Origin of the sequence: Brevundimonas intermedia, from assembly GCF_004614235.1 — a bacterium.
Lineage (GTDB): Bacteria > Pseudomonadota > Alphaproteobacteria > Caulobacterales > Caulobacteraceae > Brevundimonas > Brevundimonas intermedia_A.
In genome coordinates this window covers 441,528-468,276 of record NZ_SPVH01000006.1, presented here as the reverse complement: position 1 = coordinate 468,276, position 26,749 = coordinate 441,528, and the positions used below count along the sequence as shown (strand labels likewise).

Below are 26,749 nucleotides of genomic sequence, written 5' to 3'. Positions count from 1 at the left end.
TCGGCGCGCGGCGGGGTAGTCGCGCGCCATGTCCTCCTTGACCCTGCCTGAAGAAGCCGCGCGCCGCCGGACCTTCGCCATCATCGCCCACCCGGATGCGGGCAAGACGACCCTGACCGAGCATATTCTGCTGGCCGGCGGCGCCATTCGTGCGGCCGGGGCCGTGCGGGCGCGCGGCGAGAACCGGCGCACCCGGTCTGACTGGATGAAGATCGAGAAGGAGCGCGGGATTTCCGTCAGCGCCTCGGTCATGACGTTCGAGCACGACGGCAAGATGTTCAACCTGCTCGACACGCCGGGGCACGAGGACTTTTCCGAAGACACCTATCGCACCCTGACCGCCGCCGACTGCGCCATCATGGTGCTGGACGCCGCCAAGGGGATCGAGCCGCAGACGCTGAAACTGTTCGAGGTCTGCCGCCTGCGCGACATTCCGATCATCACCTTCATCAACAAGCTGGACCGCGAGGCCCAGGACCCGATGACCCTGCTGGACGACATCGCGTCGCGGCTTCAGCTGGACCCGGCCCCGATCTGGTGGCCGGCCGAGAGCGGCAATCGCCTGCGCGGCATGGTCGAGGTCGGCACCGGCCGGTTCCAGCCCTATACCCGCAAGATCGCCGGTTCGGCCGAAGACCCGGACCACCCTCCCGCCCTGCCGCTGGACCAGGCGGCGCAATATTTCGAGGCCGGCGAGCAGGACAATCTGGCCGAGGCCGTCGAACTGGTCGAGGGCGGCTATCCGGCCTTTGACCGTCAGGCCTTCCTCGAAGGTCACATGACGCCGGTGCTGTGGGGTTCGGCCCTGCGCCACTTCGGCATCGACGAACTGCTTAAGGCCATCGGCGACTGGGCCCCGGCGCCCAAGACGATGAAGGCCAGGAAGGAATCTCCGCCCGAGACTCGCAACGCCCCCGCCCCCGTCGAGACCGTGGTCGAACCGGGCGCGAACGAAGTCACCGGCTTCGTCTTCAAGGTCCAGGCGAACATGGACCCCAACCACCGCGACCGGATCGCCATGTTCCGCATGGCGAGCGGCGCCTTCAAGCGCGGCATGAAGCTGAAGGTGCAGAACACGGGCAAGTCCCTGTCGGTCAATGCGCCGATCATGTTCTTCGCCAGTGACCGCGAACTGGCCGACGACGCCTTCGCCGGCGACGTGATCGGCATTCCGAACCACGGCGTGCTGCGGGTCGGCGACAGCCTATCAGAGAGCGGCGTGGTTCGCTTCGCCGGCCTGCCCAACTTCGCGCCGGAAATCCTGCAACGGGTTCGGGTGAAAGATCCGCTCAAGGCCAAACACCTGAAGAAGGCGCTGGAAGGCCTGGCCGAGGAAGGCGTAACCCAGCTGTTCCGCCCCGAGATCGGCTCAGACTTCATCGTCGGCGCCGTGGGCCAACTTCAGTTCGAGGTCATGGCCGACCGCCTAGGCGAGGAATACGGCCTGGACGTCATCTTCGAACCGTCACCCTACGCCGAAGCCCGCTGGGTCACTCCAGCCTCAGGGGGCACGGACGCCGACATCGAGGACTTCAGCGGCAAATACCGCCCCCAGATGGCCCGCGACATTGACCAGGCCCCGGTCTTCCTGGCCAAGTCGAGCTGGGAAACCGGCTACGTCGGCGAACGCTTCCCCAAGATCGCCTTCACCAAGACGAAGGAACGGGGCTGAGCTTCGGCGCGCCAAACGACTTCCTTTGGTCACGTCGCTGAGCCATGATCGCGGGATGTCGTCGCTTCTCGCCCTCTCCAGCGCTGTCTTCATGCTGCAGGCCGCCCCGTCTGTGGGGCTGGTCTCGTATGACGAGGCCGTGCGCTGTGCGGGGCTGACCCAGGCGGCGTCTGAGCTTGAGGGCGGGGAGAGCGCGCAGGGGCGGCGGCTGTACGATGCGGCCCTCTACTGGTCGTTGGCGGCGATGCAGGCCGCGACGGCGGCGGGCAAGCCTGCGCCGGCCGCCGAGGCCGATCAGACGCGGGCGCGCATCGCGGCCGTGCAGTCGCTGAACGGCGATGCGTCCGAGGCCAGAGCCGCCCTGCAACGCTGCCAGCAGAAGACGCCGAACCTGGACTGATGAAAGTCCGCATAAGGTCAAGCCGAACCGCTTTCGCGGCGCTGCGTTTGCATTGGACGCCCCGAGAGACGCAGTCTGCGTCCCGAAGCGGGATAACTGAGGTCAAGCGCATGTTCGAATTCGGCCGCGATCTTCGAAAACTCTTCGCCCAGGCGCGCGAGAGTGAAGACCTGGGCTGGGTCGAGCTGATCGGCGTGGACCTGTTGCAGGCCGAGGCGCGCCGCGAGACGATAGATTCAGGCCGCGTGTCCTGCGCCCGTCCGTTCGAAACCGAGCACCGCGCCTGCGCCCTTTGGCGCGAACATGCCCGGCGCGGCGGCGCGTCCGACAGCTTGGATCGTGCCGAACGCTGCGCCGACAGCCTGGCGCGCACCGCCGTGGGCGAGGATCAGATCGCCCTGGCCGCCATGGACAAGGCGGCGGTGCTGATGCTGCGTTTCGACCTGTGCGGCGATCCCGCGCGACTGGACCGGGCCCTCGCCACCCTGGCGGCTGTCGGTCGCCCGCGCAGCCGACGCATCACGGCGGGCATGGCCGCGCTGCACGCCCGGCTCAAGGTCCGCACGGCCCGGCTGAGCGGCGATGTCGCCAGCCTGTCCGACGCCGCCGTGTTGATGGACGCAGCGGTGCGCAGCGACGACACTCACGACATGGACCTGCGAATGGACAGCGCGGCCCTGTCGCTGGAGATGGGCGTGGTCCAGCGCGACGTGCGTTTGCTGGATCAGGCCGGCCGCGACCTGGGCGCCCTGGTCGAGACCGCCTCGCCGGATCATCGCCCCCTGACCCGCGCCCGCGCCCTGGCTTTGTGCGGCGCGGGCCTGTCGGCGCTGGCCGCCATCGCGGGACATCAAGAGGCCCGCGCCCAGGGCCGGATCATGTTCGACGCCGCCGCCGATCAGTTCACCCCGGACCACAGCCCGCTGGATTGGGCCGCCATTCAGGTGTTGCGCGTCGACGACGACGCCCAGCCGCTGATGCTGCTGACCCAGGCCGAGGCCCTGACGCAGGGCGGCGAACTGATCATCGGCGCCCTGGTGCGCGAACGTCGTGTTGCGCGCGAAGTCGCCCTGGCCGAAGCGGTCAAGAACCTGACCGCCCTGATGACGCTGGAAACGCGCCTGAGGGCGCGGATGGCGACGGCGACGCCGCTGGACTGGGCCGCCGATCAGATCGGCATGGTGGAAATCCTGCTGGCGCGGCATCGTCTGGGCGGCGACGCCCCGACCGATCTGGGTCTGATCCTGGGCGAGGCCGCCATGACGGCGCGCGAACTCGGCGTCGAGGCTCTGGCCGAGCGGGCCGAGGCCCTGCTGGCGAACGCGAGACGCTAGGCCTTCAGCCGCCCATGGCGACGAAGGCGCCGTTCAGGAACTTGGCCTTGCCATAGGACAGTCGCTGACCGTCGTCGGCCAGCACACGTCCGCCGGCCGCTTCCAGAACCGCCTGACCCGCTGCGGTGTCCCATTCCGAGGTCGGGCCGGTGCGCGGATAGGCGTCGAACCGTCCCTCGGCGATCAGGCAGAATTTCAGCGACGAATCCGTTCCTTGCCAGCGCGAGCAGCCATGACGGGCGGCCAGGCGCGTCGCCTCTTCGTCGGTGACGCTGTGGCTCAGCAGGGCCATGCCCTCCTGAGGACGGTCGCGCACCCTAATTGGACGCCAGTCCTCGCCCGCATGGGCCTCGCCAGCCTGAAGCGCGCCGAACTGACGGCGGAAGGCGCCGCCCTCGGGCTTGTCGGTGCGCCAGGTCGTCGCCGTCGCCGGCGCCGTCACCACGCCCGCCACGGGATGGTCGCCATGGATCAGGGCGATATTGACCGTGAAGGCCTCGCCGCCGCGCACGAAACCGCGCGTGCCGTCCAGCGGATCGATCAGCCAGAACCAGTCCTCTGCGCTGGCGGGCGCGCCGTTCGCCGAAACCGCCTCTTCCGCGACCGTCTGGACGCCGGGATACAGGGCCGCCAGCCGTTCCAGGATCAGGGCCTCGGCTGCGCGATCGGCCTGGGTCACCGGGCTGTCGTCGGACTTGGTCTCGACCGCCGTGCCTGCGCGCCAATAGGGCAGGATCAGCCGCGCGGCCTCCTCCGCGATCTCGGCGATGGCCAGGGAAAGCGCACCGGACTTCAGGTCGCGGGCGAGAGCGGTAGAGGAAGAGGTCGTCATTGGCGGGTCGATAGACCATCCGGGCGGTTCCATGAACCAGCAAATCACTCCAACTTCGCGCGCGACACGAACTGTGACCTGAGCGCGCCAGACATCATGACATCCATCCACGACACAGATGCCGCTCCGCTGGACCTTCCCGTCGATGGGACGGAGCTGGCGACCTACATCGCGGCCAAGCTGTGCCATGACTTCATCAGCCCCTCAGGCGCCATCGTTTCCGGCCTGGACCTGATGCAAGATCCGACCGCTCAGGACATGCGCGACGACGCCCTGGCCCTGATCGAACAGAGCGCCAGGAAGATGGTCGCCCTGGTGCATTTCGCCCGCGTCGCTTTCGGCGCGGCCACCACCAGCGAACGTTTCACCGCGCGCGAGATCGAAGGCCTGGTGTCCGGCATGGTTCAGGGCGGCCGCGCCGCGATGGACTGGCGCATCAGCGATGGCGAATTCACCAAGCCCCAGGCCCGCGCCCTGACCAATCTGGCCTATCTGACCATGGGCGCCCTGCCGATGGGCGGCGTCGCCGTGATCCAGTCTCGGGTCGAGGACGGCATGATCTATCTGGAAGGGTTCGCCGAAGGCGCACGAGCCCGTCTGAAGCCCGAAGCCGTCGTCGGCCTGGCAGGCGAGCGCCTGACCGAGGGCCTGGCCGGACAATGGATCCAGCCCTATTGGCTGTGGCTGACCGTGAACGAGGCCGGCGGCGCGCTACGCGTCAAGGTTGAAGACGGAAAGGTCGCACTGGTCGCCCGAATGCCGGTCTGAGGCATTTCCAAACGACTCATTAACTGGCGTCTGGGATAAAAAGGGTCCATGCGCCTCGGGCGAAAGCCGCTGTGTTTTTGAGGGATCGATCTTGGACTTCCGAACCTGCCTGATCGTCGACGACAGCCGCATCATCCGCAAGGTTGCGCGTCGCATCGTCGAGGGCCTGGGCTATGAGGTCGACGAGGCGGCGGATGGGGCCGAGGCCTTCGCATACTGCACCGGCGCCATGCCCGACGTTCTGCTGGTGGACTGGAACATGCCGGTGATGGACGGCATCACCTTCCTGCGCCGCCTGCGCGCCATGCCGGGCGGCAAACGACCCAAGGTGCTGTTCTGCACGATCGAAACCCGCCCTGAACGGATCGCCGAGGCTCTGGCCGCCGGCGCCGACGACTATGTTATGAAGCCGTTCGACGGCGAGATCCTGCAATCCAAGCTGACGGAGGTCGGAGCGATCGCCGCATGACCCCAGAGGACTTCGACAAACTGCAGTCCCTCCTCGCCACCCGCGCCGGCTATCGGCTGTCGCGGGATCGCATCCACTTGGCCGAACACCGGCTGGGGCCGATCGCGCGGCGCGAGGGCTACGCCAATGTCGAGGCCCTGCTGTCGAACCTGTGGGCCAATCCGGTCGCCTCCCTGGCCTGGTCGGTGATCGAGGCCCTGCTGAACGCCGAGACCTGGTTCCGCCGCGACCGCATCCCCTTCCGCATCCTGGAAAGCGAACTGCTGCCGGCCCTGTCCAAGGCGCGGCCTGACGGTCGGATCAAGATCTGGTCGGCCGGCTGCTCGACGGGGCAAGAGGCCTGGTCCATCGCCATGACCGGGCTGGAGCTCGGCGTGCCGGTCGAACTGGTCGCCACCGACCTGTCGCAACGCGCCATCGAGAAGGCCCGCTCCGGTCTCTACACCGGGTTCGAGATCCAGCGCGGCCTGACGGCCAAGACCATGCTGCGCTGGTTCGAACCGATGGACGACCAGTGGATGGTCAAGGCTGAACTGGCCGACGCCGTGCGTTTCGGCCGCGCCAACCTGCTGGACGAGCCGACCGACGACGCGCGGTTCGACGTCATCTTCTGCCGCAACGTCCTGTCGGACATGGAGCCGACGCGGCGGGCCCGTCTGCTGGACGGGCTGGAACGCCGCCTGGTCGACGACGGCTGCCTGTTCCTGGGCGCCGAAGAGAAACTGGAGGGCGAGACCGTCGCCTTCCGCGCCGTCAACGGCCGCCGCGGCCTGTATGTAAAGGCGCCCTCGGCGCTTCGCCGCGCCGCCTGAACATTCGGCGGCTGAGTCAGACCGACCAACGCATCAGCGTAATCCAGAAAAGGTTCGTCACAGCGATCACGACGAGGTCACGGCGAACACGACGGAGCCGTGTCCGGTTCGGAGCGTCTTGATGGCCTGCGGCGGCGAAGCCGCAGATCGATAAACGGCCTGAACATGAAGTTGAAAGGAGCCGACGCGTATTCGGTCTCGTCGTGTTCGCCGTGATCTCGTCGCGCCCGTTGTGATGAACCCCTCCCAGGCCCGCATCAACTCAAGCGCAGATGGCTCTAGCCCGCGTGCAGTTCCTGCTTCACCCGCTCCGCCAGGGTCTTGATGTCCAGCGGCTTGGGCAAGAAGGACACCCCGACCTCGTCCTGCAACAGGTCCGAGAAGTCGCTCTCGGCATAGCCCGAGATGAACATCACCGGCGCATCGCCCAGATACTGCCGCGCCTTCTTCAGCAGCGACGGCCCGTCCAGCCCCGGCATGATGACGTCCGAGATCATCATGTCGATCTGACCGGCGTATTCCTCGGCCAGCAACAGGGCCTCCTCGCCGTCGGCGGCCTCGATCACCTCATAGCCGCGCTGGCGCAACAGGCGGGCGGCGATGCCGCGCACCGCGTCCTCGTCCTCGACGAACAGGATGCGTCCGGCGCCCGACAGGTCGCGCGGCGCCTTGACCTTGACCTCGACCGGCTGAACCTCGGCCAGTTCCGCCTCGCCGGCGGCAGGCAGGAAGATGCGGAAGGCGGCGCCCGCCCCTTCGATATTGCTGACGGTGATATGGCCACCCGCCTGCTGGGCGATGCCGTAGACGGTGGCCAGGCCCATGCCCGTCCCCTCGTTCACCGCCTTGGTGGTGAAGAAGGGCTCGAAGATCTTGTCCACCAGCTCGGGCGGCACGCCGGGGCCGGTGTCCGACACCTCGATCAGGGCGACCTCGTCCGTCGGCGCATCGACCCAGCCCAGGGCCCGCGCCTCGTCGCCCGTCAGGCGGCGCGTGGCGATGGTGACCACGCCGGCGCCCGGCTCGACCACGCCGCGCATGGCGTCGCGGGCGTTGACGGCCAGGTTCATCACCGCCGTCTCCAGCTGGGACTTGTCGGCCAGCACCACCGGCAGGTCGCGGCCGTAATCCGTCTCCAGCCGCACGTCCTCGCGCAGCAGACGCCGCAGCAGGATGGCGAACTCGCCCACCAGTTCGCCCAGGTCCAGCCGCTCGCGGCGAACGGTCGACTTGCGCGAAAAGGCCAGCAGCTTGCGAACGAGATCCGCCGCCCGAATGGCCGTCTGCCGGATTTCGTTCAGCCCCTCGTAGGACGGATCGCCCACCGGGTGACGTTCCAGCAGGCCCGACAGCTGAAGCTGGATCGCGGTCAGCAGGTTGTTGAAGTCGTGCGCCACGCCGCCGGCCAACTGGCCCACAGCCTGCATCTTCTGGGCCTGGTTGAGCTGCAGCTCCATCGACTTCTGGCCCGACACGTCGAACAGCCAGATGCGTCGCTTGTCGCCCTCGGGCGCCACATACAGGTGCAGCATCTTGTCGGGATAGGCCCGCGCGATCAGCTCGATCGGCCCCGACGACCCGGCCGCCAGCTTCAGCCGCGCCTCGGCGACGCCGCCCGGATCGAACAGATCGCCGAAGGCCGCATCGCGCGCGGCGCCCGGCCCGGTCAGCACGGCCAGGGCCGGATTGGCCTCTTCCGCCCGGCCGGAGAACAGGTCGTCGCCGCCGATCACGGCCGAACCGAACGGCGCCCCGGCGGCCATGGCGCGCGCCTCTCCGGTCGCGGCTGCGGGCGCATGCACAGGAGCCAGGGTGATGGGCAGGACCGCGTCGGGCGCCGCGCGCATCAGAAACCGTCCCTCGCCCGCCTGGCCGATCACGACCTCGACTTCGCGCGCGCCGATCATGACGATGGCGCGGCCCGGCTCGCCTTTGCGCGCCTGGGCGAAGGCCATGTAGAGGGCCTGGGCCGACTTGCCGCGCGGCAGGGCGCCCGTCGCGCCGTTGGCCACGGCCCAGGCGGTGTTGAACGCCAGGATCTGTCCTGAATCCCACACGAGGGCGGCCGGCTCGGCCATGGCCTCCAGCACCTCGATGGCCGCGTCGCTGCTGGGCTTTGCGTTGGCGGCCCGTCGGAAACCGAACAGGCCGATCAGCGCGATCGCTCCCACCGTCAGGATCAGCACCAGTCCCGGCGCCGAGGTCGGATTGTCGCGAAACGCCGGATAGGCCAGGGCGGCGATGGCCGCCACCACGCCGAACGCCATCACGGCCGACAGAATATCGAACGAAGGGCGTCGGGTGGACGTCATGCAGCCTCGCGAATCAGTGGCCAGATCATACGCTCAAATCCTGACGCACTCTTACCGACGCTTTCTGGACTGGAAGACGAAGCCGATGATCTTGGCGGCGGCGTCGAAATGCTCGCGCGGAATGATCTCGTCCACCTCGACGGCGGCGTACAGGGCGCGCGCCAGCGGCACGTTCTCGACGATCGGCACCCCGTGCTCGGTCGCCACCTCCCGAATGCGCAAGGCCAAGGCATCGACGCCCTTGGCCACGCAGATCGGCGCCCCGTCTCCCTGGTCCGGCTCATAGCGCAGAGCGACCGAATAGTGGGTCGGGTTGGTCACGATGACGGTGGCCTTGGGCACATTGGCCATCATCCGCTGGCGGCTGCGCTGCATGCGGATCTGCTTCAGCTTGGCCTTGATGTGCGGGTCGCCCTCGGACTGTTTGTAGTCTTCCTTCAGCTCTTCCTTGGTCATCCGCATCCGCTTGGCGAAGCGCATCTTCTGCCAGACGAAGTCGGCGCCCGCCGTCGCGGCCAGCAACAGAATCGAGGCGAAGAACAGCGACACCGCCATGTCGCGCGCCAGCGGCAGGATCGCCAGCGGGCTCATCGAGACCATGTTCTCGAACTCGCGCAGGTGCGGCTTCAGCACCATCCAGCAGACCACGCAGACGGCGATCAGCTTCAGGAATGTCTTGACGAACTGCATCAGGCCGTCGGGTCCGAAGATCCGCTTGAACCCCTGCAGCGGACTGACCGCCGACCATTTCGGCTTCAGCTTCTCGGCGGTGAAGATCAGGCCCGACTGCGCCAGATTGCCCCCGACCCCGCCCAGGATGGTCGCCAGCATGACCGCCCCCAGGAACGGCGCGATGGCCCAGACGGTGCGCACCATGATCTGGTTGCCGGCGCCCGAGTTCAGCGTGCCCAGCATCTCGTGCGGGGCGGCGATGAAGGGCAGCATCTGTTCGGCGATGGACGAGGCGAACCATCCCCCGCCCATCAGGATCACGGCCGCCGCGCCCGCCAGCGACATCACCTGGGCGACATCGGGCGACTTGGCCGAGTCGCCCTTCTTTCGGGCGTCCTCAAGCTTTCGCGGGGTCGCCTCTTCGGTTTTCGACTCGGGATCCGCGCCTTCAGCCACTGGGGCCTCCGAACACGAAATACTCCGCCAGACGGCGGTAGCGGTCGATGAAGATGGTGCCCAGCGCGCCGAGACTCAGTGCGAAGATCGACAGGCCCAGGATGACGCTCAGCGGCGCGGCGGCGAAATAGACCTGGAAGGACGGCATGACCCGCGCCACCAGGCCGGACGCCAGGTTGAAGATCAGGGCGAACACCAGCACCGGCGCCGAAAGTTGGACCCCCAGCATGAAGCTGTCGCTCAGGGTGCGTACCGCCATCTGGGTGAAGTCGGCCATCACCAGCGGCTGGGCCGGCGAGATCAGGCGATAGGAACCCACCATGCCGGCGATGAACAGGTGATGGGTGTCGGTGGCGAACAGCAGCGTCACCCCCAGCAGGGTCAGAAAGGCGGCGATGGTCGTGCCCGGCTGGGCCTGCATCGGGTTGGCGGTCTGGGAAAAGCTCAGCGTCGTCTGCAACGAGATGATCTCACCCGCCGTCGACAAGGCCGTCATGAACATCCGCAGCAACAGACCGATCATCAGGCCGACGGCCACCTCGCGGATGATCCATCCGACCATGAGGCCAAGGCTGTCGGGCAGGCCCGGCAGCGATCCGCGCACCACCGGCCATAGCGCCAGGCTGATGAGCAGGGCCAGCGACAGCCGCACGCGCGGCGGCACATAGGTCTCGCCGAAACCGGGGATCAGCATCAGGATCGCCGCGATCCGGGCGAAGATCAGTCCCCCGGCCCAGACCTGATCGGCGGTTGCCCAAGAGTCCATAAGGCGGCCTCCACTACATCCCCGCGATGCGGGCCGCGATCTGGCGCATAAAGCCGCCCAACAGCGCGCCCATCAGCGGCAGGAACAGGATCAGGGACACGAAGATGGCGATGATCTTGGGCGCATAGATCAGGGTCTGTTCCTGAATCTGCGTCAGGGCCTGAAACAGGCCGATCACCACGCCCACCACCAGGCCCACGATCAGGACCGGCAGGCACAGTTGTATCGTCAGCCAGATGGCGTCGCGCCCGACATCCAGAACTTCTGCGCCGTTCATCGACACCGCTCCCAAACTACTGGGCAGAAAATGCCGACAGGATGGTTAACAGGCCGCTAACCAAACGCGTATTCGTGGGGATCAGGCCGCCAGGGTGCGAGACAGTTTGCGCGCCAGTTCGGCCTGGGTGAACGGCTTGCGCACGATCATGTCCTCGCCCACGTCCGTCAGGGCCTCGGCGTCGGCGTATCCGGTGGCGAACAGGATGGGCGCTTCGGGCAGGCGCGCCTTCAGTTCCTTCGCCAGCTCGCCGCCGTTCATCCCCGGCATGGCGAAGTCCAGCACCATGGCGTCGATCCTGTCATGATGGTCCAGCGTCTCCAGCGCCGCCCCGCCGCTGTCGGCCTCGATCACGTCGTATCCCAGATCGCTGAGGTAGCCGGCGGTGACGGTCCTGACCGCCTCGTCGTCGTCCACCACCAGAACGACCATGCCGGCGTCGCGCGCGGCCAGCAGTTCGCCGCTCGGCTCGCGCTCCTGCGTCGGCGCGGCGTCGGCGCGGGGCAGAAAGATGCGGATCGTCGTGCCCTTGCCGACCTCGGTATCGATGCTGACCCCGCCGCCGGACTGTTTGGCCAGGCCGAACACCTGGCTCAGCCCCAGGCCCGATCCCTTGCCGACGTCCTTGGTGGTGAAGAAGGGTTCGAACGCCCGCGCTCGAACCTCGTCGGTCATGCCCGAGCCGGTATCGCTGACCGACACCACCACATAGTCGCCGGCCGGGAGATCGTCGGGCCGTCCTGACGCATCGAGCCGCGCGTTTTCGGTGCGGATGGTCAGCGCCCCCCCGACCTCCATGGCGTCGCGCGCATTGATGGCCAGGTTCAGGATGACCAGTTCGATCTGCGTCGGATCGATCATCGCCGGCCACAGGTCCGTCGCCAGTTGCGGCGGCTCGATATGCACGCTGCCGCCGATGGCGCTCTGCAGCATGTCGCCCATGCTGCGCACCGTCTCGTTCAAATCGACGGCGCGCGGCTCAAGCTTTTGCCGACGCGAGAAGGCCAGCATCTGCGCCGTCAGCCGCGCCCCGCGCTGCGAGGCCTCGCGCATCATGTCCAGCCGACGCAGGACCTTGGGATCGGTCTCGTTCTTCCTCAACTGATCGACATTGCCCAGCACGACGGTCAAAAGGTTGTTGAAGTCGTGCGCCACGCCGCTGGTCAGCTGGCCGACGGCCTCCAGACGCTGCGCCTGACGCAGGGCCGTCTCGGCCTTTTCGCGCTCGACGATCTGGGCGGCCAGTTCGCGGTTGGCCGCTTCCAGCTGGGCGGTGCGATCCGCGACCCGACGTTCCAGCAGGGCCTCCGCGCGCTGAATCTCGACGATCCGCTCACGCGCCTCATACTGCCTGCGCCGACCGCGCAGGGCCGTGTCCACAGCACTGACCAGGGTCGTCGGATGAAACGGCCGTTCCAGAAAGCTGACATTGCCCAGGGTTTGCGACAGACGTTGCGCCGCCGGATTACGCTCGACGCTGCCGCCGCGCCGGTTCAGCACCAGGAAAGGAAAATCCGACCAGGACGGCTGGCCTTCGATCCAGGCGGACAGGGCGTTGAGGTCGCCGTTGATCATCACCTCTTCGACGACCACGGCCAGGGCCGCGCCTTCGATCATGCGCGCCAGAAGGTCGTCCAACGTGTCGCAAACCTGCGCCACCGTCCCCGCCTCGGTCAGGATCTGGGCGGCCACCACAGCATCCCGGCCGGCAGGCGCCAGGATCAGGGCGCGTTCCGAAAGCTCTCCCCCCCGGGTCATGCGGAAGAATCGCCCATCAGACCTTCGCCGTCCTGGGCTACGAAGTTGGGCACGCCCCGCAGGACGCCTTGGAAACCATACAACGGCTCGCCCAGCGTCAGGCCGCCTGTACCGATATCGAACTCGCGAATGGTCTTCTCGTGGCCGCCGGCGCGCTTCTTGATCACCGAGATGGCGCGGCGCACCAGGCCCGCCGCCTCGAAATAGCGCAGCAACACCACCGTATCGGCCAGATAGGTCACGTCCACCGGCGCCTTCATGTCCCCGACCAGCCCGTGCTGGGCCACGGTCAGATAGGTCGAAGCTCCCTGGCGGTTCAGATATTGCAGCAGTTCGTGGATGTGCAGCACCAGGAATTGCTCCTGCGGCATGGCGGCCTGATAGCCGTTCAGGCTGTCGATCACGACGGTCTTGATGTCTCGTTTGGAAACGCAGTCCCGAACGCGGGCGGCGAACTCGCCCGGCGACAGCTCCGCCGCATCAACCTGCTCCACGATCAGCGAGCCGTCGTCAACGCAGGCCTGCAGATCGATGCCGATCTCCAGCATCCGCGCGAACAGCAGACCCAGCTCCTCATCGAAGATGAACATGGCCGCCTTCTCGCCCCGCGCGATCGCGGACATCACGAAGCTGACGGCGAAAAGCGACTTGCCGGTGCCGGCCGGCCCCAGGATCAGCGCGCTCGAACCCCGCTGTATGCCGCCGCCCAAAAGGGCGTCCAAGCCCGCCACCCCGCTGGACATGGGCTCACGCTTGAACCGGGTGCGGTGTTCTGAAGCGACGATGCGCGGATAGACCTCCAGCCCGCCGGTCTTGATGGTGAAGTCGTGATAGCCGCCGCGGAAGCGACGCCCGCGATATTTCATCACCCGCACCCGGCGCCGCTCGGCCCCATATTCCGGCGCCAGTTCCTGCAACTGGATCACGCCGTGCGTGACGCTGTGAACCGTCTTGTCATTGGCGTCGGTGGTCAAGTCGTCCAGCAGCAGAACGGTCACGCCGCGCTTGGCGAAATAGTGTTTCAGCGCCAACACCTGACGGCGATAGCGCAGCGACCCCTGGGCCAGCAGGCGGATTTCCGACAGGCTGTCGATCACCACCCGCTGGGGCTGAAGCCGTTCGACCGCCTCCAGGATCATCCGGCTGGTCTCGCCCAGTTCCAGGTCCGACGAATACAGCAGGCTCTGCTGCTGCTGTTCGTCTAGCAGGCTTTCGGGCGGCACCAGTTCGAACAGTTCGATCCCGTCCAGGGACCAGCCGTGCGACCGCGCCGTGGCGCGCAACTCTTCTTCCGTCTCGGACAGGGTGATGTAGAGGGTGGTCTCGCCGCGCTCGACGCCGGTCATCAGGAACCGCATGGCGGCGGTCGTCTTGCCGGTGCCCGGATTGCCTTCCAGCAGATACAGCCGGTCACGTTCCAGCCCCCCGGCCAGAATGTCGTCCAGTCCGGCGATCCCGAAGGCGGCCTGGTCTTGCTTGATCTCGCCGTCCGTCATGCCGTCCTCTCGCCTTTAGCTGAGCCGTAACGCACGGAAATGAAGAAGGTTACAAGCGGCGCTTGTCGCACGACAGCGACCCGGGTCCGAAAGTCTCGCGACAAGCCTTGAACCTCGCCGTACGCATCCCGACTTGACCATTCAGCCTGACCTGAACCCGCCTCCGGTTTCAGACGAAGTGCACTATTCAGACGGTGTTTTTTTACGCGGCGTAGTCTGGATTTGAGACGAAGTGCACCATTCAGACGGTGTTTTCTCGGCGCCGAGGTCTGAAAACGGCCGCGCTTCGTAAAGGGTCGGGACAGGCCCTCCCATTCCCTTAACCGCCCCGCTATGTAGGCCCCATGACAGACGCCCGCACCACCAAGGTTTCCCAGGCCGACGCCGAAGCCGCCGTCCGCACCCTGATCGAATGGGCGGGCGACAATCCCGACCGCGAAGGCCTGCTGGAGACCCCGGCCCGCGTGGCCCGCAGCTATCGCGAACTGTTCGAGGGCTATGAGGTCGATCCCCTCTCCTATCTGGAGAAGACCTTCGAGGAGACGGGCGGCTACGACCAGCTGGTCGTGCTGAAGGACATCCGCTTCGTCAGCTTCTGCGAGCACCACATGCTGCCGGTCGTGGGCAAGGCGCACGTCGCCTATCTGCCGACCGACCGCGTCGTCGGCATCTCCAAGCTGGCCCGCGTCGTGCGCGGCTTCGCGCGGCGCCTGCAGATCCAGGAGAAGATGACCTCCGAGATCGCCGAAGCCATCCAGACCGTGCTGAAGCCGCACGGCGTCGGCGTCGTCATCGAGGCCGAGCACAGCTGCATGACCCTGCGCGGCGTCAACGCGCCGGGCGCCAGCCTGTCGACCAGCCACCTGATCGGCGTCGTCCGCGACGATCCCCGCACCCGCGAAGAGTTCCTGCGTCTGGTGCGCGGCTAGGGTTTCCCCAATCGCGCGAACTGGCGCATCTCTTGCGGCGAGACGCCGGAAGGAGGCTCCAACGATGCCCTGGTCCGTCATTTCGACCCGCAATGAGACAGTTCAGATCGCGCGCGGCGGCTGGCTGGACGCTTTGCGTTTCATCGTGGCCTTCCTGATCATCCTGCATCACTTCCAGGCGGCGGGGCCTGTCCCCCTGGCGCACGTGATCAATCCGATCTTCGAGCGCGGCGGATTTTTGCTGACCAACTTCTTCCTGATCGACAGCGGCTATGTGCTGATGCGCGTCTATGGCGCGGCGGTGGACAAGGGCCGGCTGTCGCCGGGCGACTTCTTCCTCAAGCGGTTCCTGCGCGTCGTGCCCGCCCACCTGATCATGGGCCTGTCGCTGGTCGGTTTCGTGCTGCTGGCTGCCGCCGCCGGCGTACCACCGCGCAATCCCGAATGGTTCGCCTGGGACCAGCTGCCCGCCCAGCTGCTGCTGCTCCAGTCTTACGGCGTTCACGGCGGCCTGGGCTGGAACGCCCCGACCTGGTCGATCTCGGCCCTGATCGGCTGCTATCTGGCCTTCCCCTGGATCATTCGCGGCCTGATGCGTCTGGGTCCATGGTCGGCGCTGGCGGTCGGCGTCGGCGTCTATCTGGTCGCCAACCAGCTCTGCTGGCACTTCCTCGGCTATCCCGTCTATCAGATGCCCATGCGCTACGGCATCATCCGCGCCCTGCCGCTGTTCTTCCTGGGGATGTGCCTGGCCTGGTTCGCCCAGAAGGTCTGGATCGCCCCGCGCCTGGCCGGCTGGACCGGCGTGCTCGCCGCCGTCGGCTTCTTCGCGCTTGAGCTTCACGACAAGCACGCCCTGGCCGCCCTGACCCTGATCTCGATCATCATCCTGGCCGCCGGCGCCGTGCCGGTGAAGAAACCCTCCAAACTGGTCGAGACGGCCGCCATGGTCTCCTTCTCCATGTTCATCTCCAACGAGGTGATCCGCATCGTCTGGTTCGGCGTGGTCAACGCCGTGGAGGCCCGCATCTCTCTGCCCGTCGCCGCCCAATGGGGCCTGTGGGGCCTGGGCGTCGCGGCGGCCGTCGCCTTCGCCTTCGCCTTCCACTTCGCCATCGACAATCCGATCCAGACCCGCATCCGCGGCTGGCTGAAGCGTCGCAGCGCGCGTCGCGGCAAGGTCCAGCCCAAACTGGGACCGGTCCTCTCCATCGACGGCTGATAGACCCTCGACTCCAAGGTCGCCTTGGCGACCGGCGATCCTCGACCAAAGTCGCTCTCTCCAGCCGCCTCCCTCTCGGTCAATGTCGGCGTCCACGTATCCGCAGGGATGCGCAGAACGGCCGATAACGGCGACTTGGGAGGAAATGGATCATGGCTACCGACGCTCCAATTGCGTCTGGGGAAGAGGAACACACCGTCGATCGCAGCGATCGCCTGGTCATCCTCGCCTCATCGGTCGGCACCGTCATCGAGTGGTACGACTTCTATCTTTACGGTTCGCTGGCGGCGATCATCACCGTCCAGTTCTTCTCGGGCGTCAACGAGACGACCGGCTACATCTTCGCCCTGATGGCCTTCGCCGCCGGCTTTGCGGTGCGGCCCTTCGGCGCCATCGTCTTCGGGCGGCTGGGCGACCTTTGGGGACGCAAGAACACCTTCCTCGTCACCATGCTGCTGATGGGTCTGTCGACCTTCGTCGTCGGCCTGTTGCCGCCCTATGCTGTCATCGGCATCGCCGCGCCGATCATCCTGGTGCTGATGCGCCTGATCCAGGGCCTGGCCCTGGGCGGTGAATACGGCGGCGCCGCCACCTACGTCGCCGAGCACGCCCCCAAGGGCAAGCGCGGCTTCTACACCTCCTTCATCCAGATCACGGCCACCGCCGGTCTGGTGCTCAGCCTGGTGGTCATCCTCGGCGTCCGGCTTGCGGTCGGTGAGGAAGCCTTCGCCGACTGGGGCTGGCGCATTCCGTTCCTGGTCTCGATCCTGCTGCTGGGCGTCTCCCTGTGGATTCGTCTGAAGCTGGCCGAGAGCCCGTCCTTCAAGAAGATGAAGGCCGAGGGCAAGGGCTCCAAGACCCCGCTGAAGGACAGCTTCGGCAAATGGCCCAACCTGAAGATCGTGCTGATCGCCCTGATCGGCCTCACCGCGGGCCAGGCCGTCATCTGGTACACGGGCCAGTTCTACGCCCTGTTCTTCCTGGAGCGGGTCATGAAGGTCGACGCCACCCTGGTCTACGTCCTGCTGACCATCGCGCTTCTGGCCGCCTCGCCCTTCTTCATCTTCTGGGGCTGGCTGTCGGACAAGGTGGGCAGGAAGCCGATCATTCTGGCCGGTTGCCTGATCGCGGCCCTGACCTATTTCCCGCTGTTCAACGCCCTGACCCAGGCCGCCAACCCGCGTCTCGCCGCCGCCGCCGCCTCGGCGCCGGTGACGGTCTATGCCGATCCGGCCGACTGTAATCTGCAGTTCGATCCCGTCGGCAAGACGGTGTTCAACCACTCCTGCGACGTGGCCAAATCCTATCTGGCCAAGGCGGGCGTGACCTACACCAACGTCGCGGCGCCTGCCGGGACGGTCGCCGAGGTCCGCATCGGCGATCAGGCCGTGGTCCCCAGCTTCCGCGGCGACGCCATGACCACCGCCGACTTCGCCGCCCAGAAGAAGACCTGGGACGCCGGACTGGGCGAGGCTCTGACCGCCGCCGGCTATCCGGCCAAGGCGGACAGCGCCCTGGTCAACAAGCCGATGGTGGTGCTGATCCTGTTCATCCTCGGCTTCTACGTGACCATGGTCTACGGACCGATCGCGGCGGCCCTGGTCGAGATGTTCCCGACCAACATCCGCTACACCTCCATGTCCCTGCCCTATCACATCGGCAACGGCTGGTTCGGCGGCTTCCTGCCGACCACCGCCTTCGCCATCGTGGCGGCGACCGGCAACATCTACTCCGGTCTCTGGTATCCGATCATCGTCGCCCTCGCGACGGTCGTGCTAGGCTTCCTGCTGGTCAAGGAAGGCAAGGACGTCGATCTGAACGCCTGATCCTGCTTTCAGGCGGAACGAGGGGCGGGTCGTCGCGAGACGGCCCGCCTTTCGCTTGTGAAACAGCCCCTGCCCGGTTCAGATGCCCCCATGTTCAGCCTGACGATCCTCGGCCTGGTCGCCGCCTATATGGCGGTGCTGTTCGCCGTCGCCTGGTATCAGGAACGGCCGGCGGCGCGGGCGCGCGGCAAGGGGTTGGGTCCGTCGGTCTACGCCCTGTCCCTGGCCATCTACTGCACCTCCTGGACCTATTACGGCGCGGTCGGCACGGCGGCGCGGGACGGCTGGGAGTATCTGCCCATCTATATCGGGCCGGTGATCGGCCTGACGCTGCTGTTCCCGATGTGGCGCCGGATCGCGGCCGCCGCCCGGCGCGAGAACGTCGGCTCGATGGCCGACTTCGTGGCCTCGCGTTACGGCAAGAGCCAGACCCTGGGCGCGGCGGTCACGGTCGTCGCCATCCTGGGGTCGCTGCCGTATATCGCGCTTCAGCTGAAGTCACTGTCGATGGCCGGCGCCCTGCTGACGGCGGGCACGCCGGTGGCGGGGTCCGAGCGACTGACGGTGCTGGTGCTGGCGGGCGTGCTGGCCTTCTTCGCCATCCTGTTCGGGGCGCGCCGTCCCGACCTGACCGAGCACAATCGCGGCCTGATCCAGGCCATCGGCCTGGAGTCGATGGTCAAGCTGGGCGCCCTGTTGTTCGTCGCCGTCTTCGCCCTGGTCCTGCTGCTCAACGAAGGCTCGCCGCCGCGCATCATCGAAGGCCTGGGGGCCCTGGCCTCCCCGCCCGAGGTCACGCCGCGCTTCACCGCCATCACCCTGTTGTCGACCCTGGCCATCTTCTGCCTGCCGCGTCAGTTCCACGTCGCCTTCGTCGAGGGCGCCCAGCCGTCGGACGTGAAGCGGGCGCGCTGGATCTTTCCCCTCTATCTGCTGCTGACCAGTCTGGCGGTGCTGCCGCTGGTGGCGGCGGGCGCCCTGTTCGCGCCGGCGGTAAACCCCGACCTGCTGGTGCTGGCCCTGCCGTTCGAACGTGGCGAGACCATGCTGACGGCGCTTGTCTTCGTCGGCGGCTTCTCGGCGGCCACCGCCATGGTCATCGTTGAGGCCGTGGCCCTGTCGGCCATGGTGTCCAACAGCCTGATCCTGCCCTTCCTGGCGCGCGATCGCTGGCGGGTGCGGGGCGACGCCTCGGACATGGCGGGGACCATCCTTCAGGTTCGACGTGCGGCCATCGTCGCCGTCCTGCTGCTGGCCTGGCTCTATTATCAGGCGACGGATCAGTCGCGCGGTCTGGCGGCCATGGGCCTGGTGTCCTTCGCCGCCATGGCCCAGCTGGCGCCCGCCCTGTTCGGCGCGGTCCTTTGGCGCGGCGGCCATGCGCACGGGGCCCTGGCAGGGATGACGGTCGGGATGGCGGTTTGGATCGTCATGCTGGCCCTGCCCCAGCTGGCGCCCGGCGCGCCCTGGCACCTGCACGTCATGTTGGGGGTCAAGGATCCACTGGCCCTGGGGGTCTTCGTCAGCCTGGGGCTCAATCTGGCGGCCTATGTCGGGGTGTCCCGCTTCGCTCAGCCCCGTCTGATCGACCGGGTCCAGGCCCGCGCCTTCGTGGATCGGCTGGGGCCGGACTGGATGGAGGCCAGGCCTTCGCCATCGGGCGCCTCGGTCGGCGACCTGCGCGCCCTGGTCGCCCGCTTCATCGGCGACGAGCGGGCCGAGCGCGCCTTCTCCGCCTGGGGACGCGAGACCGACACTCGACTGCGCGACGCCGATCCGGCCGACGCCGCCCTGGCCCGCGCGGCGGAACGGATGCTGGCGGGCGCCATCGGCGCAGCCTCGGCTCGCCGGGTCATCGCAGCGGCCCTGGCCGGCGTCGGACGCGCGCCCGAGGACGTGGTGCGGATGCTGGACGAGGCGTCGCAAGCCGTTCAGTTTAACCGCGACCTGCTGCAGACCACGCTGGACAACATCGATCAGGGCGTGATCGTGGTGGACGAAGATCTGCGCGTCACCGCCTGGAACCGGCGCTATGTCTCCATGTTCGAACTGCCCGTCGGCTTCGTCCACGTCGGCCTGCCCATCGCCAACATCTATCGCCTGAACGCCGAGCGCGGCGAAAGCCCCAACGATATCGAGGCCTGGGTCGAGCGGCGGCTGGAGGCGCTGAGCCGCCGCATCCCCCACGACCATGAACGCGCACAGCCCGACGGCCGGGTGCTGCGATCCTCGGGCGCGCCCATTCCCGGCGGGGGATACGCCACCAGCTACACCGACATCACCGCCTTGCGCCGCGCCGCGCGCGAACTGGAAGAGGCCAACGAACGGCTGGAGGCGCGTGTGGCGGATCGCACCGCCCGGCTGGACGAGGCCCGTCGCGTCGCCGAGGACGCCACCGCCTCCAAAACCCGGTTCCTGGCCGCCGCCAGCCACGACCTGCTGCAACCGCTGCACGCCGCCCGCCTGTTCATCGCCGCGCTGAAGGAGGAGCCTGCGCTGACGGAGCCGACCAGCCGCACCCTGGCCGTCAACGCCGACCGCGCCATCGACAGCGCCCACCGCCTGCTGACCGCCCTGTTGAACCTGTCCAAGCTGGAGGCCGGCGGGGTGCGGACCAATGTGACCAAACTGTCGCTGGGCGGCCTGTTCGACGAATTGCGCCGCGAGTTCGCACCCGTGGCCGAGGCCAAGGGCTTGCGCCTGACCATCATGCCCAGCCGCCTGTGGGCGGCGTCCGACCGCGATCTGTTGCGATCCATGCTGCAGAACCTGGTGGCCAACGCCATCCGCTACACGGACACAGGTCGGGTGCTGGTCGGGGCGCGGCGGCAGGGCGAGACGGTGCAGCTGTTCGTCTGCGACACCGGGCGCGGCATCCCCGATTCCGATCACGAGACCGTCTTCGGCGAGTTCGTGCGTCTGCCCGGTGCGGTGGACGAGCCGGGCGCCGGCCTGGGCCTGGCCATCGTGCGCCGCCTGTCCAGCCTGCTGGACCATCCGCTGGAGCTCAGCTCGCGCATCGGACGCGGCACCATCTTCCGCATCACCGTGCCGCGCAGTCCCGCCGACGTGATCCCCGAGGTCGCGCCGGTGCGCGAGGCGCGCCTGCCGCTGGCGGGCCTGCGGGTGCTGTGCGTGGACAATGAGCCGGTGATCCTGGATGCGCTGAACGCCCTTCTCACCCGCTGGGGCGCGAAGCCGACGCTGGTGTCCAGCGTGGCGGCGGCCAAGGCGGCTCAGGGTCCCTTCGACGCCGCCGTGGTCGATTTACACCTCGGCGACGGGCCGGAAGGCTTCGCCGTCATTGACTGGCTGCGGCCCCACGGCGTGCGCCGCATCGCCCTGGTCACCGCCGACACCCGCGATGGCCTGAACGAACAGGCGACGGCGGCCGGGGCGGTCCTGCTGCCCAAGCCGATCAAGCCGGCGGCGTTGAAAGCCTTTTTGTCGAGCTGACTGGCGTGTCGAGCTAGCTGGGATCCAGCGACTTGGCCAGGATCACCGCCTGGGTCCGATTGTGGACGCCCAGCTTGCGGAAAACGCTGGTCAGGTGCGCCTTGATGGTGGCTTCGGACACGCCGAGATCGAAGGCGATCTGCTTGTTCAGCCGCCCGGCCTTCAGCCCCTCCAGTATCCGCAGTTGCGACGGCGTCAGGCTGGCGACGCGGCCGGCGGGATCGTCGTCGTCCGCCTCCGGCACATCGGGCGCCCAGCTGTCGCCGGCCAGGATGGCGGCGATAGCCTCGACCATCTGGGGCAGGGAGGAGGATTTCGGAATGAAGCCGGCGGCGCCCAGGCCCAGGGCGTGGCGCACCACGGGCGCGTCCTCGCTGGCCGACACCACGGCGACCGGCACGGTCGGCTGTTCGGCACGCACGGCGGCGAGCCCGGCCATGCCCTCGCTGTCCGACAGTTTCAGGTCCAGCAGCAGCAGATCGACCGGCCCGGCGACCATCGCCGCCTTGGCCTCGGCCAGGCTGGCGCATTCCACCACCTCCGCCCCCGGCGCCGCCTTGTCGACGGCCGAGCGCAGGGCGGCGCGGAACAGGGGATGGTCGTCGGCGACGACGATGCGATCCATGGGCGTCCTTCCGTGCGCGGCGTCTGATCGGCCGCGTCGTCGCCATCATGGCGCGGTTCGACTTTGGTCGAAATTAGACCAATGGCCAATGGCTCCCCGAGGCTGGAGGCGGAAAGGTTTTCGAAGGGACGCCCGCGTTAGATGGGCGCGGGAGGATTCATCATGATCAAGACAAGCCTAATGGCGGGAGCCGCCGCCGTCGCCCTGTTGGCGTCGCCCGGCGTCGCCTCGGCCCAGGACCAGGCCGCGCTCGAAGCGCGCATCGCCCAGCTCGAAGCCCAGCTGAACGCCCTGAAATCCGAGGTCGTCGCCTCGCGCACCCAACAGGCCGCGCAACAGCAGGACATCATCCGCCTGGAGACCCGCCCGGCGGCGCCGGTCCAGCAGGCCGCCGCTCCGGCCGCGCCTAGCGACGGCTTCCGCATCGGCGATCACACGGTCAAGTTCGGCGGCTTCGTCAAGGTCGACGCCTACGCCACCCGCTACTCCGGCGGCGACCCGCTCAACGGCGACGCGCTGCGCGAATTCCACATTCCCGGCTCCATCCCCATCGGCGGCGCCGACGAGGATACGGCGACCGATTTCAACGCCCGTCAGACCCGCTTCTGGCTGACGACCGACGGCATGGTCGGCGGCCACAAGATCGGCACCCGCATGGAGATGGACTTCCAGACCCTGCCCGGCGCCGGCGATCAGCGGACCACCAGCCCCGCCAACCCGGCCCTGCGTCGCGCCTTCATCACCATCGACAACTGGCTGATCGGCCAGGAGTGGACCAACTTCCAGAACACCGCCGTCCTGCCCGAGTCCGCCGACTTCATCGGCGCGGCGGAAGGCACCGTCTTCGCCCGTCAGGTCCAGGTCCGCTATACGCGCGGCCCCTTCTCGGTCTCGGTCGAGAACCCCGAGACGACCGTGACCCCGTTCGGCGGCGGCGCGCGCATCGTCGCCGACGACAACAGCCTGCCGGACTTCACGGCCCGCTATGCGGTGTCCCAGCCGTGGGGCGATTTCCAGTTCGCCGGCCTGCTGCGCCAGCTGAAATACGAGAACCCGGCGACCAACATCGACTCCACCGCGACCGGCTGGGGCCTGTCGGCCTCGACCAAGATCAAGGTCGGGTCCAAGGACGACATCCGCCTGATGCTGACCGGTGGCGAGGGCATCGGCCGCTATGTCGGGCTGAACTTCTCCAACGACGCCGTCGTGGACGCCTCGGGCGAACTGGACTCCATCGGCGTGGTCGCCGGCTTCGCCGCCTACCGCCACGTCTGGGCCCCCGGCTGGCGTTCCAGCCTGATCTGGTCGGCGCAGAAGGTGGACAACGAGACCGGCTTCACCGGCCTGGCCGTAAACCGTTCCGCCCAGAGCATCCATGCGAATTTGATCTGGTCGCCGGTTACGGCGTTTGATGTCGGAGCCGAGCTGATGTTCGCGGATCGCGAGATCGAGACCGGCGCCAGCGGCGACATGACCCGTCTGATCCTGTTCGCCAAATACGGATTCTGATTGATGCCGGAGACGTCTCGCGTGCCTGATCCCGACCTCTATCCCGTCCCTGCCGACTGGGCCGAAAAGGCCCACTTGAACCGGGAGACCTATGAGGCGGCGCGGATCGCGGCGCGTGAGACGCCCGATGCCTATTGGGCCGAACAGGCCAAACGTCTGGACTGGATCACGGCCCCGACCCGGATCAAGGACGTCTCGTTCAAGAAGGAAGACTTCCGCATCCGCTGGTTCGAGGACGGGGTGCTGAACGTCTCGGCCAACTGCATCGACCGCCACCTGCCTCATCGCAAGGACGAGACGGCGATCATCTGGGAAGGCGACGATCCCGCCGACAGCCGCCACATCACCTTCGGCGAACTGCACGCCGAGGTGTGCCGCATGGCCAATGTGCTGAAGGCGCATGGAGCCAAGAAGGGCGACCGGATCACCCTGTATCTGCCCATGATCCCCGAGGCCGCCTACGCCATGCTGGCCTGCGCACGCATCGGCGCCGTCCATTCGGTGGTGTTCGGCGGCTTCTCGCCCGACAGCCTGTGCGGTCGAATCGAAGACTGCGGCTCCAACCTGGTCATCACGGCCGACGAGGGTCTACGCGGCGGCAAGCACGTGCCGCTGAAGGCCAATGTCGACGAGGCCCTGACGAAGGTGAAGGTCGACACCGTCCTGGTCGTGCGTCGCACCGGCCGCGACGTGCCGATGATCGAGGGCCGCGACTTCGACTACGCCCTGGAAGCCGCCAAGGTCGACGCAGACTGCCCGCCCGAGCCGATGAACGCCGAGGATCCGCTGTTCATCCTCTACACTTCGGGTTCGACCGGAAAGCCCAAGGGCGTGATGCACACCACGGGCGGCTATCTGTTCTGGGCCGCCTGGACGCACGAGATCGTCTTCGACTATCGCCCCGGCGAGGTCTTCTGGTGCACCGCCGACGTGGGCTGGGTCACGGGCCACTCCTACATGGTCTATGGACCGCTCGCGAATGCGGCGACGACCCTGATGTTCGAGGGCGTGCCCAACTATCCCGACGCCGGCCGGTTCTGGCAGGTGGTGGACAAGCACAAGGTGGAGATCTTCTACACCGCCCCCACGGCCCTGCGCGCCCTGATGCGCGAAGGCGATGCGCCCGTGAAGGCGTCCTCGCGCGCCTCGCTGCGCCTCCTGGGCACGGTGGGCGAGCCGATCAATCCCGAGGCCTGGCGCTGGTATCACGAAGTGGTCGGCGACGGCCGCTGCCCCATCGTGGACACCTGGTGGCAGACCGAGACGGGCGGCCATCTGATCACCCCCCTGCCCGGCGCCACCGACCTGAAACCCGGTTCCGCCACCCTGCCCCTGCCCGGCGTCGAGCTTGAGATCGTGGACGCCGAGGGCCAGCCGCTGGAGGGCGCCGCGTCCGGCAATCTGTGCATCACCGACAGTTGGCCGGGCCAGATGCGCACCGTCTATGGCGACGACCAGCGCTTCTTCGACACCTATTTCTCGACCTATCCGGGCCGCTATTTTACCGGCGACGGCTGCCGTCGCGACGAAGACGGCTATTACTGGATCACCGGCCGGGTGGACGACGTCATCAATGTGTCCGGTCACCGGATGGGCACGGCGGAGGTCGAGAGCGCCCTGGTGCTGCATGACGATGTCGCAGAGGCGGCGGTCGTCGGCTATCCCCACGACATCAAGGGCCAGGGCATCTACGCCTATGTCACCCTGAACAACGGGGTCGAGGGGACCGAAGAGCTGCGCAAGGCCCTGGTCGCCCACGTCCGCCACGAGATCGGCCCCATCGCCGCGCCCGACGTGATCCAGTGGGCGCCGGGCCTGCCCAAGACCCGCTCGGGCAAGATCATGCGCCGCATCCTGCGCAAGATCGCCGAGAACGAGATCGGGTCGCTGGGCGACACCTCGACCCTGGCCGACCCGTCGGTGGTGGACGACCTGGTCAAGAACCGCGCCGGGGCGGAATAGCGGCGCGGGGTTCAATGCGGCGCCGGCTGAGCCTATCTGTGCGTCAGCCTGCCGCAGCCTGAGCCGTCCATGCCCCGTTTCCTGTCCCGCCTGCCGATCGACGGCTATCTGCTGGCCCTGATCGGGATGGTGATCCTGGCGGCGCTGCTGCCCGCCAGCGGGCAGGCCGCCGTGGTCATGGATTGGGTCGTCAAGGCTGCCATCGCCTTGCTGTTCTTCCTTTACGGCGCGCGGATGTCGCCGGCGGCCATCGGCGCGGGCCTGATGCACTGGCGGCTTCAGGGCACGGTCTTCCTGTCGACCTTCCTGCTGTTTCCGCTGCTGGGACTGGGGCTCGTCTTCCTGATGCGCGGCTCGCTTCAGCCCGATCTGCTGACGGGGATGCTCTATCTGTGCCTGTTGCCGTCCACGGTGCAGTCCTCCATCGCCTTCACCTCCATCGCGGGCGGCAATGTCGCGGGCGCCCTGACCAGCGCCAGTCTGTCGAACCTGCTGGGCGTGATCGTGACGCCGCTTCTGGTCGCCCTGATGATCGGCGGGGCCGGCGGCGGCATCCACCTGCGATCCATCCTCGACATCGGCCTGCAGATCCTGGCCCCGTTCGCTGTGGGCCAGCTGTGCCGCCCGCTATTGAAAGACTGGCTGGGTCGTCACGCCAAGCTGACGGGCCTGGTGGACCGCGGCTCCATCCTGTTGATCGTCTACGCCGCCTTCAGCGAGGGCGTCGTCGCCGGCGTCTGGTCCCAGGTGGCGCCTATGGACCTGGCCAAGGTCATCGGCCTGAACATCATCCTGCTGGCCATCGTGCTGGGCCTGACCCTGATGGCGGGGCGGCTTCTCAAGTTCGACCGCCCCGACCGGATCGTCATCCTGTTCTGCGGCTCCAAGAAGAGCATGGCCACCGGCATCCCCATGGCCGGCATCCTGTTCGCCGGTCACGCGGTGCCGCTGATCGTCCTGCCGATCATGCTGTTCCACCAGATCCAGCTGTTCGCCTGCACCATCATCGCCCAGCGCTATGCGCGAGAGAATGCAGCACGCGCCTTGAGCCCCATCTTACCTTGAGACATGGCCTCCCTTGAGATAGACCGCCCTCAGGCCATCGCGGGCATGATGTAGTGGTAGCCTGGCAGCTTCCCATGCTGCTCGTGCGGGTTCGATTCCCGCTGCCCGCTCCAGCCTATTGGTGAAGGCGC

At 67.4% G+C, this 26,749-nt stretch carries 21 protein-coding genes and 1 tRNA gene; 14 read left to right on the top strand and 8 right to left on the bottom strand.

The features are described 5' to 3' along the window. Positions 1-28 precede the first annotated feature (28 nt). From EGY25_RS08595 to EGY25_RS08585, 3 genes are all read left to right on the top strand, one after another. Positions 29-1,672, top strand: a complete 1,644-nt coding sequence (locus tag EGY25_RS08595; RefSeq protein ID WP_135194585.1) for a peptide chain release factor 3 — start codon at positions 29-31, stop codon at positions 1,670-1,672. A 55-nt stretch (positions 1,673-1,727) separates the two neighbouring features. Then, positions 1,728-2,072: a hypothetical protein gene (locus tag EGY25_RS08590; RefSeq protein WP_135194584.1), complete on the top strand. Its 345-nt coding sequence runs from the start codon at positions 1,728-1,730 to the stop codon at positions 2,070-2,072. 110 nt (positions 2,073-2,182) lie between these two features. Continuing rightward, positions 2,183-3,406, top strand: coding sequence for a hypothetical protein (locus EGY25_RS08585; RefSeq protein WP_135194583.1), 1,224 nt, complete (start codon positions 2,183-2,185; stop codon positions 3,404-3,406). 4 nt (positions 3,407-3,410) lie between these two features. On the opposite strand, the gene cysQ is transcribed toward EGY25_RS08585, so the two are convergent. After that, entirely contained in the window at positions 3,411-4,238 is an 828-nt protein-coding gene (gene cysQ / locus EGY25_RS08580; protein WP_135194582.1) for a 3'(2'),5'-bisphosphate nucleotidase CysQ, read from the bottom strand. Positions 4,239-4,334: 96 nt separating this feature from the next. Here cysQ and chpT point away from each other — a divergent pair, with 96 nt between their 5' ends. The 3 genes from chpT to EGY25_RS08565 all read left to right on the top strand — a co-directional run bounded on the left by chpT (position 4,335) and on the right by EGY25_RS08565 (position 6,287). Continuing rightward, positions 4,335-5,006 carry a histidine phosphotransferase ChpT gene (gene chpT / locus EGY25_RS08575; protein ID WP_135194581.1) on the top strand — a complete coding sequence of 224 codons (672 nt, stop codon included), beginning with the start codon at positions 4,335-4,337 and terminating at the stop codon, positions 5,004-5,006. Positions 5,007-5,097: 91 nt separating this feature from the next. Continuing rightward, complete coding sequence (locus EGY25_RS08570) at positions 5,098-5,475, top strand: response regulator (RefSeq protein ID WP_135194580.1); 378 nt, start codon at positions 5,098-5,100, stop codon at positions 5,473-5,475. After that, positions 5,472-6,287, top strand: a complete 816-nt coding sequence (locus tag EGY25_RS08565) for a CheR family methyltransferase (protein ID WP_135194579.1) — start codon at positions 5,472-5,474, stop codon at positions 6,285-6,287. The genes EGY25_RS08570 and EGY25_RS08565 overlap by 4 nt, the downstream gene beginning before the upstream one ends. Before the next feature lie 278 nt (positions 6,288-6,565). On the opposite strand, the gene cckA is transcribed toward EGY25_RS08565, so the two are convergent. From cckA to EGY25_RS08535, 6 genes are all read right to left on the bottom strand, one after another. After that, complete coding sequence (cckA, locus tag EGY25_RS08560; protein ID WP_135194578.1) at positions 6,566-8,599, bottom strand: cell cycle histidine kinase CckA; 2,034 nt, start codon at positions 8,597-8,599, stop codon at positions 6,566-6,568. A gap of 51 nt (positions 8,600-8,650) precedes the next feature. Then, positions 8,651-9,727 carry a flagellar biosynthesis protein FlhB gene (gene flhB / locus EGY25_RS08555; protein ID WP_135194577.1) on the bottom strand — a complete coding sequence of 359 codons (1,077 nt, stop codon included), beginning with the start codon at positions 9,725-9,727 and terminating at the stop codon, positions 8,651-8,653. Beyond that, positions 9,720-10,493: a flagellar biosynthetic protein FliR gene (gene fliR / locus EGY25_RS08550; RefSeq protein WP_135194576.1), complete on the bottom strand. Its 774-nt coding sequence runs from the start codon at positions 10,491-10,493 to the stop codon at positions 9,720-9,722. The genes flhB and fliR overlap by 8 nt, the downstream gene beginning before the upstream one ends. Positions 10,494-10,506: 13 nt before the next feature. Next, positions 10,507-10,770: a flagellar biosynthesis protein FliQ gene (gene fliQ, locus EGY25_RS08545; protein ID WP_135194575.1), complete on the bottom strand. Its 264-nt coding sequence runs from the start codon at positions 10,768-10,770 to the stop codon at positions 10,507-10,509. Between the two features lie 81 nt (positions 10,771-10,851). Further along, on the bottom strand, positions 10,852-12,528 hold the full coding sequence (locus EGY25_RS08540) for a response regulator (RefSeq protein WP_135194574.1): 1,677 nt from the start codon (positions 12,526-12,528) through the stop codon (positions 10,852-10,854). After that, positions 12,525-14,024, bottom strand: coding sequence for an ATPase domain-containing protein (locus EGY25_RS08535; RefSeq protein WP_135194573.1), 1,500 nt, complete (start codon positions 14,022-14,024; stop codon positions 12,525-12,527). Before EGY25_RS08535 ends, EGY25_RS08540 begins: the two co-directional genes overlap by 4 nt. A 344-nt stretch (positions 14,025-14,368) precedes the next feature. Here EGY25_RS08535 and folE point away from each other — a divergent pair, with 344 nt between their 5' ends. From folE to EGY25_RS08515, 4 genes are all read left to right on the top strand, one after another. Next, positions 14,369-14,953 (top strand): GTP cyclohydrolase I FolE, encoded by a 585-nt coding sequence (folE, locus tag EGY25_RS08530; RefSeq protein WP_135194572.1) that lies wholly within the window; start codon positions 14,369-14,371, stop codon positions 14,951-14,953. A gap of 64 nt (positions 14,954-15,017) precedes the next feature. Then, positions 15,018-16,175: an acyltransferase family protein gene (locus EGY25_RS08525; protein WP_135194571.1), complete on the top strand. Its 1,158-nt coding sequence runs from the start codon at positions 15,018-15,020 to the stop codon at positions 16,173-16,175. Positions 16,176-16,327: 152 nt separating this feature from the next. Then, the gene (locus EGY25_RS08520; protein WP_135194570.1) at positions 16,328-18,001 is read left to right on the top strand and encodes an MFS transporter; all 1,674 of its coding nucleotides are present in this window, start codon (positions 16,328-16,330) and stop codon (positions 17,999-18,001) included. Positions 18,002-18,091: 90 nt separating this feature from the next. Then, positions 18,092-21,457 carry a hybrid sensor histidine kinase/response regulator gene (locus EGY25_RS08515; RefSeq protein ID WP_135194569.1) on the top strand — a complete coding sequence of 1,122 codons (3,366 nt, stop codon included), beginning with the start codon at positions 18,092-18,094 and terminating at the stop codon, positions 21,455-21,457. A 13-nt stretch (positions 21,458-21,470) separates the two neighbouring features. Here the strand turns inward: EGY25_RS08515 and EGY25_RS08510 are convergent, their stop codons facing one another. Next, positions 21,471-22,082, bottom strand: coding sequence for a response regulator transcription factor (locus EGY25_RS08510; protein ID WP_135194568.1), 612 nt, complete (start codon positions 22,080-22,082; stop codon positions 21,471-21,473). 162 nt (positions 22,083-22,244) lie between these two features. Between EGY25_RS08510 and EGY25_RS08505 the strand changes: the two genes are divergently transcribed. From EGY25_RS08505 to EGY25_RS08490, 4 genes are all read left to right on the top strand, one after another. After that, complete coding sequence (locus EGY25_RS08505; protein ID WP_135194567.1) at positions 22,245-23,591, top strand: DcaP family trimeric outer membrane transporter; 1,347 nt, start codon at positions 22,245-22,247, stop codon at positions 23,589-23,591. Positions 23,592-23,594: 3 nt separating this feature from the next. Continuing rightward, positions 23,595-25,553, top strand: coding sequence for an acetate--CoA ligase (acs, locus tag EGY25_RS08500; protein ID WP_135194566.1), 1,959 nt, complete (start codon positions 23,595-23,597; stop codon positions 25,551-25,553). 69 nt (positions 25,554-25,622) lie between these two features. Continuing rightward, on the top strand, positions 25,623-26,618 hold the full coding sequence (locus EGY25_RS08495) for a bile acid:sodium symporter family protein (RefSeq protein WP_135194565.1): 996 nt from the start codon (positions 25,623-25,625) through the stop codon (positions 26,616-26,618). A 39-nt stretch (positions 26,619-26,657) separates the two neighbouring features. After that, positions 26,658-26,731 (top strand) — tRNA-Gly (locus tag EGY25_RS08490). Positions 26,732-26,749: the final 18 nt, after the last annotated feature.

What these genes read in the sequence shown, in the direction of transcription:
- EGY25_RS08520 (WP_135194570.1), top strand. Translation starts at nt 16,328, where the DNA reads ATGGCTACCGACGCTCCAATTGCGTCTGGGGAAGAGGAACACACCGTC.
- acs (WP_135194566.1), top strand. Translation starts at nt 23,595, where the DNA reads ATGCCGGAGACGTCTCGCGTGCCTGATCCCGACCTCTATCCCGTCCCT.
- EGY25_RS08515 (WP_135194569.1), top strand. Translation starts at nt 18,092, where the DNA reads ATGTTCAGCCTGACGATCCTCGGCCTGGTCGCCGCCTATATGGCGGTG.
- cckA (WP_135194578.1), bottom strand. Translation starts at nt 8,599, where the DNA reads ATGACGTCCACCCGACGCCCTTCGTTCGATATTCTGTCGGCCGTGATG.
- folE (WP_135194572.1), top strand. Translation starts at nt 14,369, where the DNA reads ATGACAGACGCCCGCACCACCAAGGTTTCCCAGGCCGACGCCGAAGCC.
- EGY25_RS08535 (WP_135194573.1), bottom strand. Translation starts at nt 14,024, where the DNA reads ATGACGGACGGCGAGATCAAGCAAGACCAGGCCGCCTTCGGGATCGCC.
- fliR (WP_135194576.1), bottom strand. Translation starts at nt 10,493, where the DNA reads ATGGACTCTTGGGCAACCGCCGATCAGGTCTGGGCCGGGGGACTGATC.
- EGY25_RS08525 (WP_135194571.1), top strand. Translation starts at nt 15,018, where the DNA reads ATGCCCTGGTCCGTCATTTCGACCCGCAATGAGACAGTTCAGATCGCG.
- EGY25_RS08595 (WP_135194585.1), top strand. Translation starts at nt 29, where the DNA reads ATGTCCTCCTTGACCCTGCCTGAAGAAGCCGCGCGCCGCCGGACCTTC.
- cysQ (WP_135194582.1), bottom strand. Translation starts at nt 4,238, where the DNA reads ATGACGACCTCTTCCTCTACCGCTCTCGCCCGCGACCTGAAGTCCGGT.
- fliQ (WP_135194575.1), bottom strand. Translation starts at nt 10,770, where the DNA reads ATGAACGGCGCAGAAGTTCTGGATGTCGGGCGCGACGCCATCTGGCTG.
- EGY25_RS08510 (WP_135194568.1), bottom strand. Translation starts at nt 22,082, where the DNA reads ATGGATCGCATCGTCGTCGCCGACGACCATCCCCTGTTCCGCGCCGCC.
- EGY25_RS08495 (WP_135194565.1), top strand. Translation starts at nt 25,623, where the DNA reads ATGCCCCGTTTCCTGTCCCGCCTGCCGATCGACGGCTATCTGCTGGCC.
- EGY25_RS08565 (WP_135194579.1), top strand. Translation starts at nt 5,472, where the DNA reads ATGACCCCAGAGGACTTCGACAAACTGCAGTCCCTCCTCGCCACCCGC.
- EGY25_RS08540 (WP_135194574.1), bottom strand. Translation starts at nt 12,528, where the DNA reads ATGACCCGGGGGGGAGAGCTTTCGGAACGCGCCCTGATCCTGGCGCCT.
- chpT (WP_135194581.1), top strand. Translation starts at nt 4,335, where the DNA reads ATGACATCCATCCACGACACAGATGCCGCTCCGCTGGACCTTCCCGTC.
- EGY25_RS08590 (WP_135194584.1), top strand. Translation starts at nt 1,728, where the DNA reads ATGTCGTCGCTTCTCGCCCTCTCCAGCGCTGTCTTCATGCTGCAGGCC.
- EGY25_RS08505 (WP_135194567.1), top strand. Translation starts at nt 22,245, where the DNA reads ATGATCAAGACAAGCCTAATGGCGGGAGCCGCCGCCGTCGCCCTGTTG.
- EGY25_RS08585 (WP_135194583.1), top strand. Translation starts at nt 2,183, where the DNA reads ATGTTCGAATTCGGCCGCGATCTTCGAAAACTCTTCGCCCAGGCGCGC.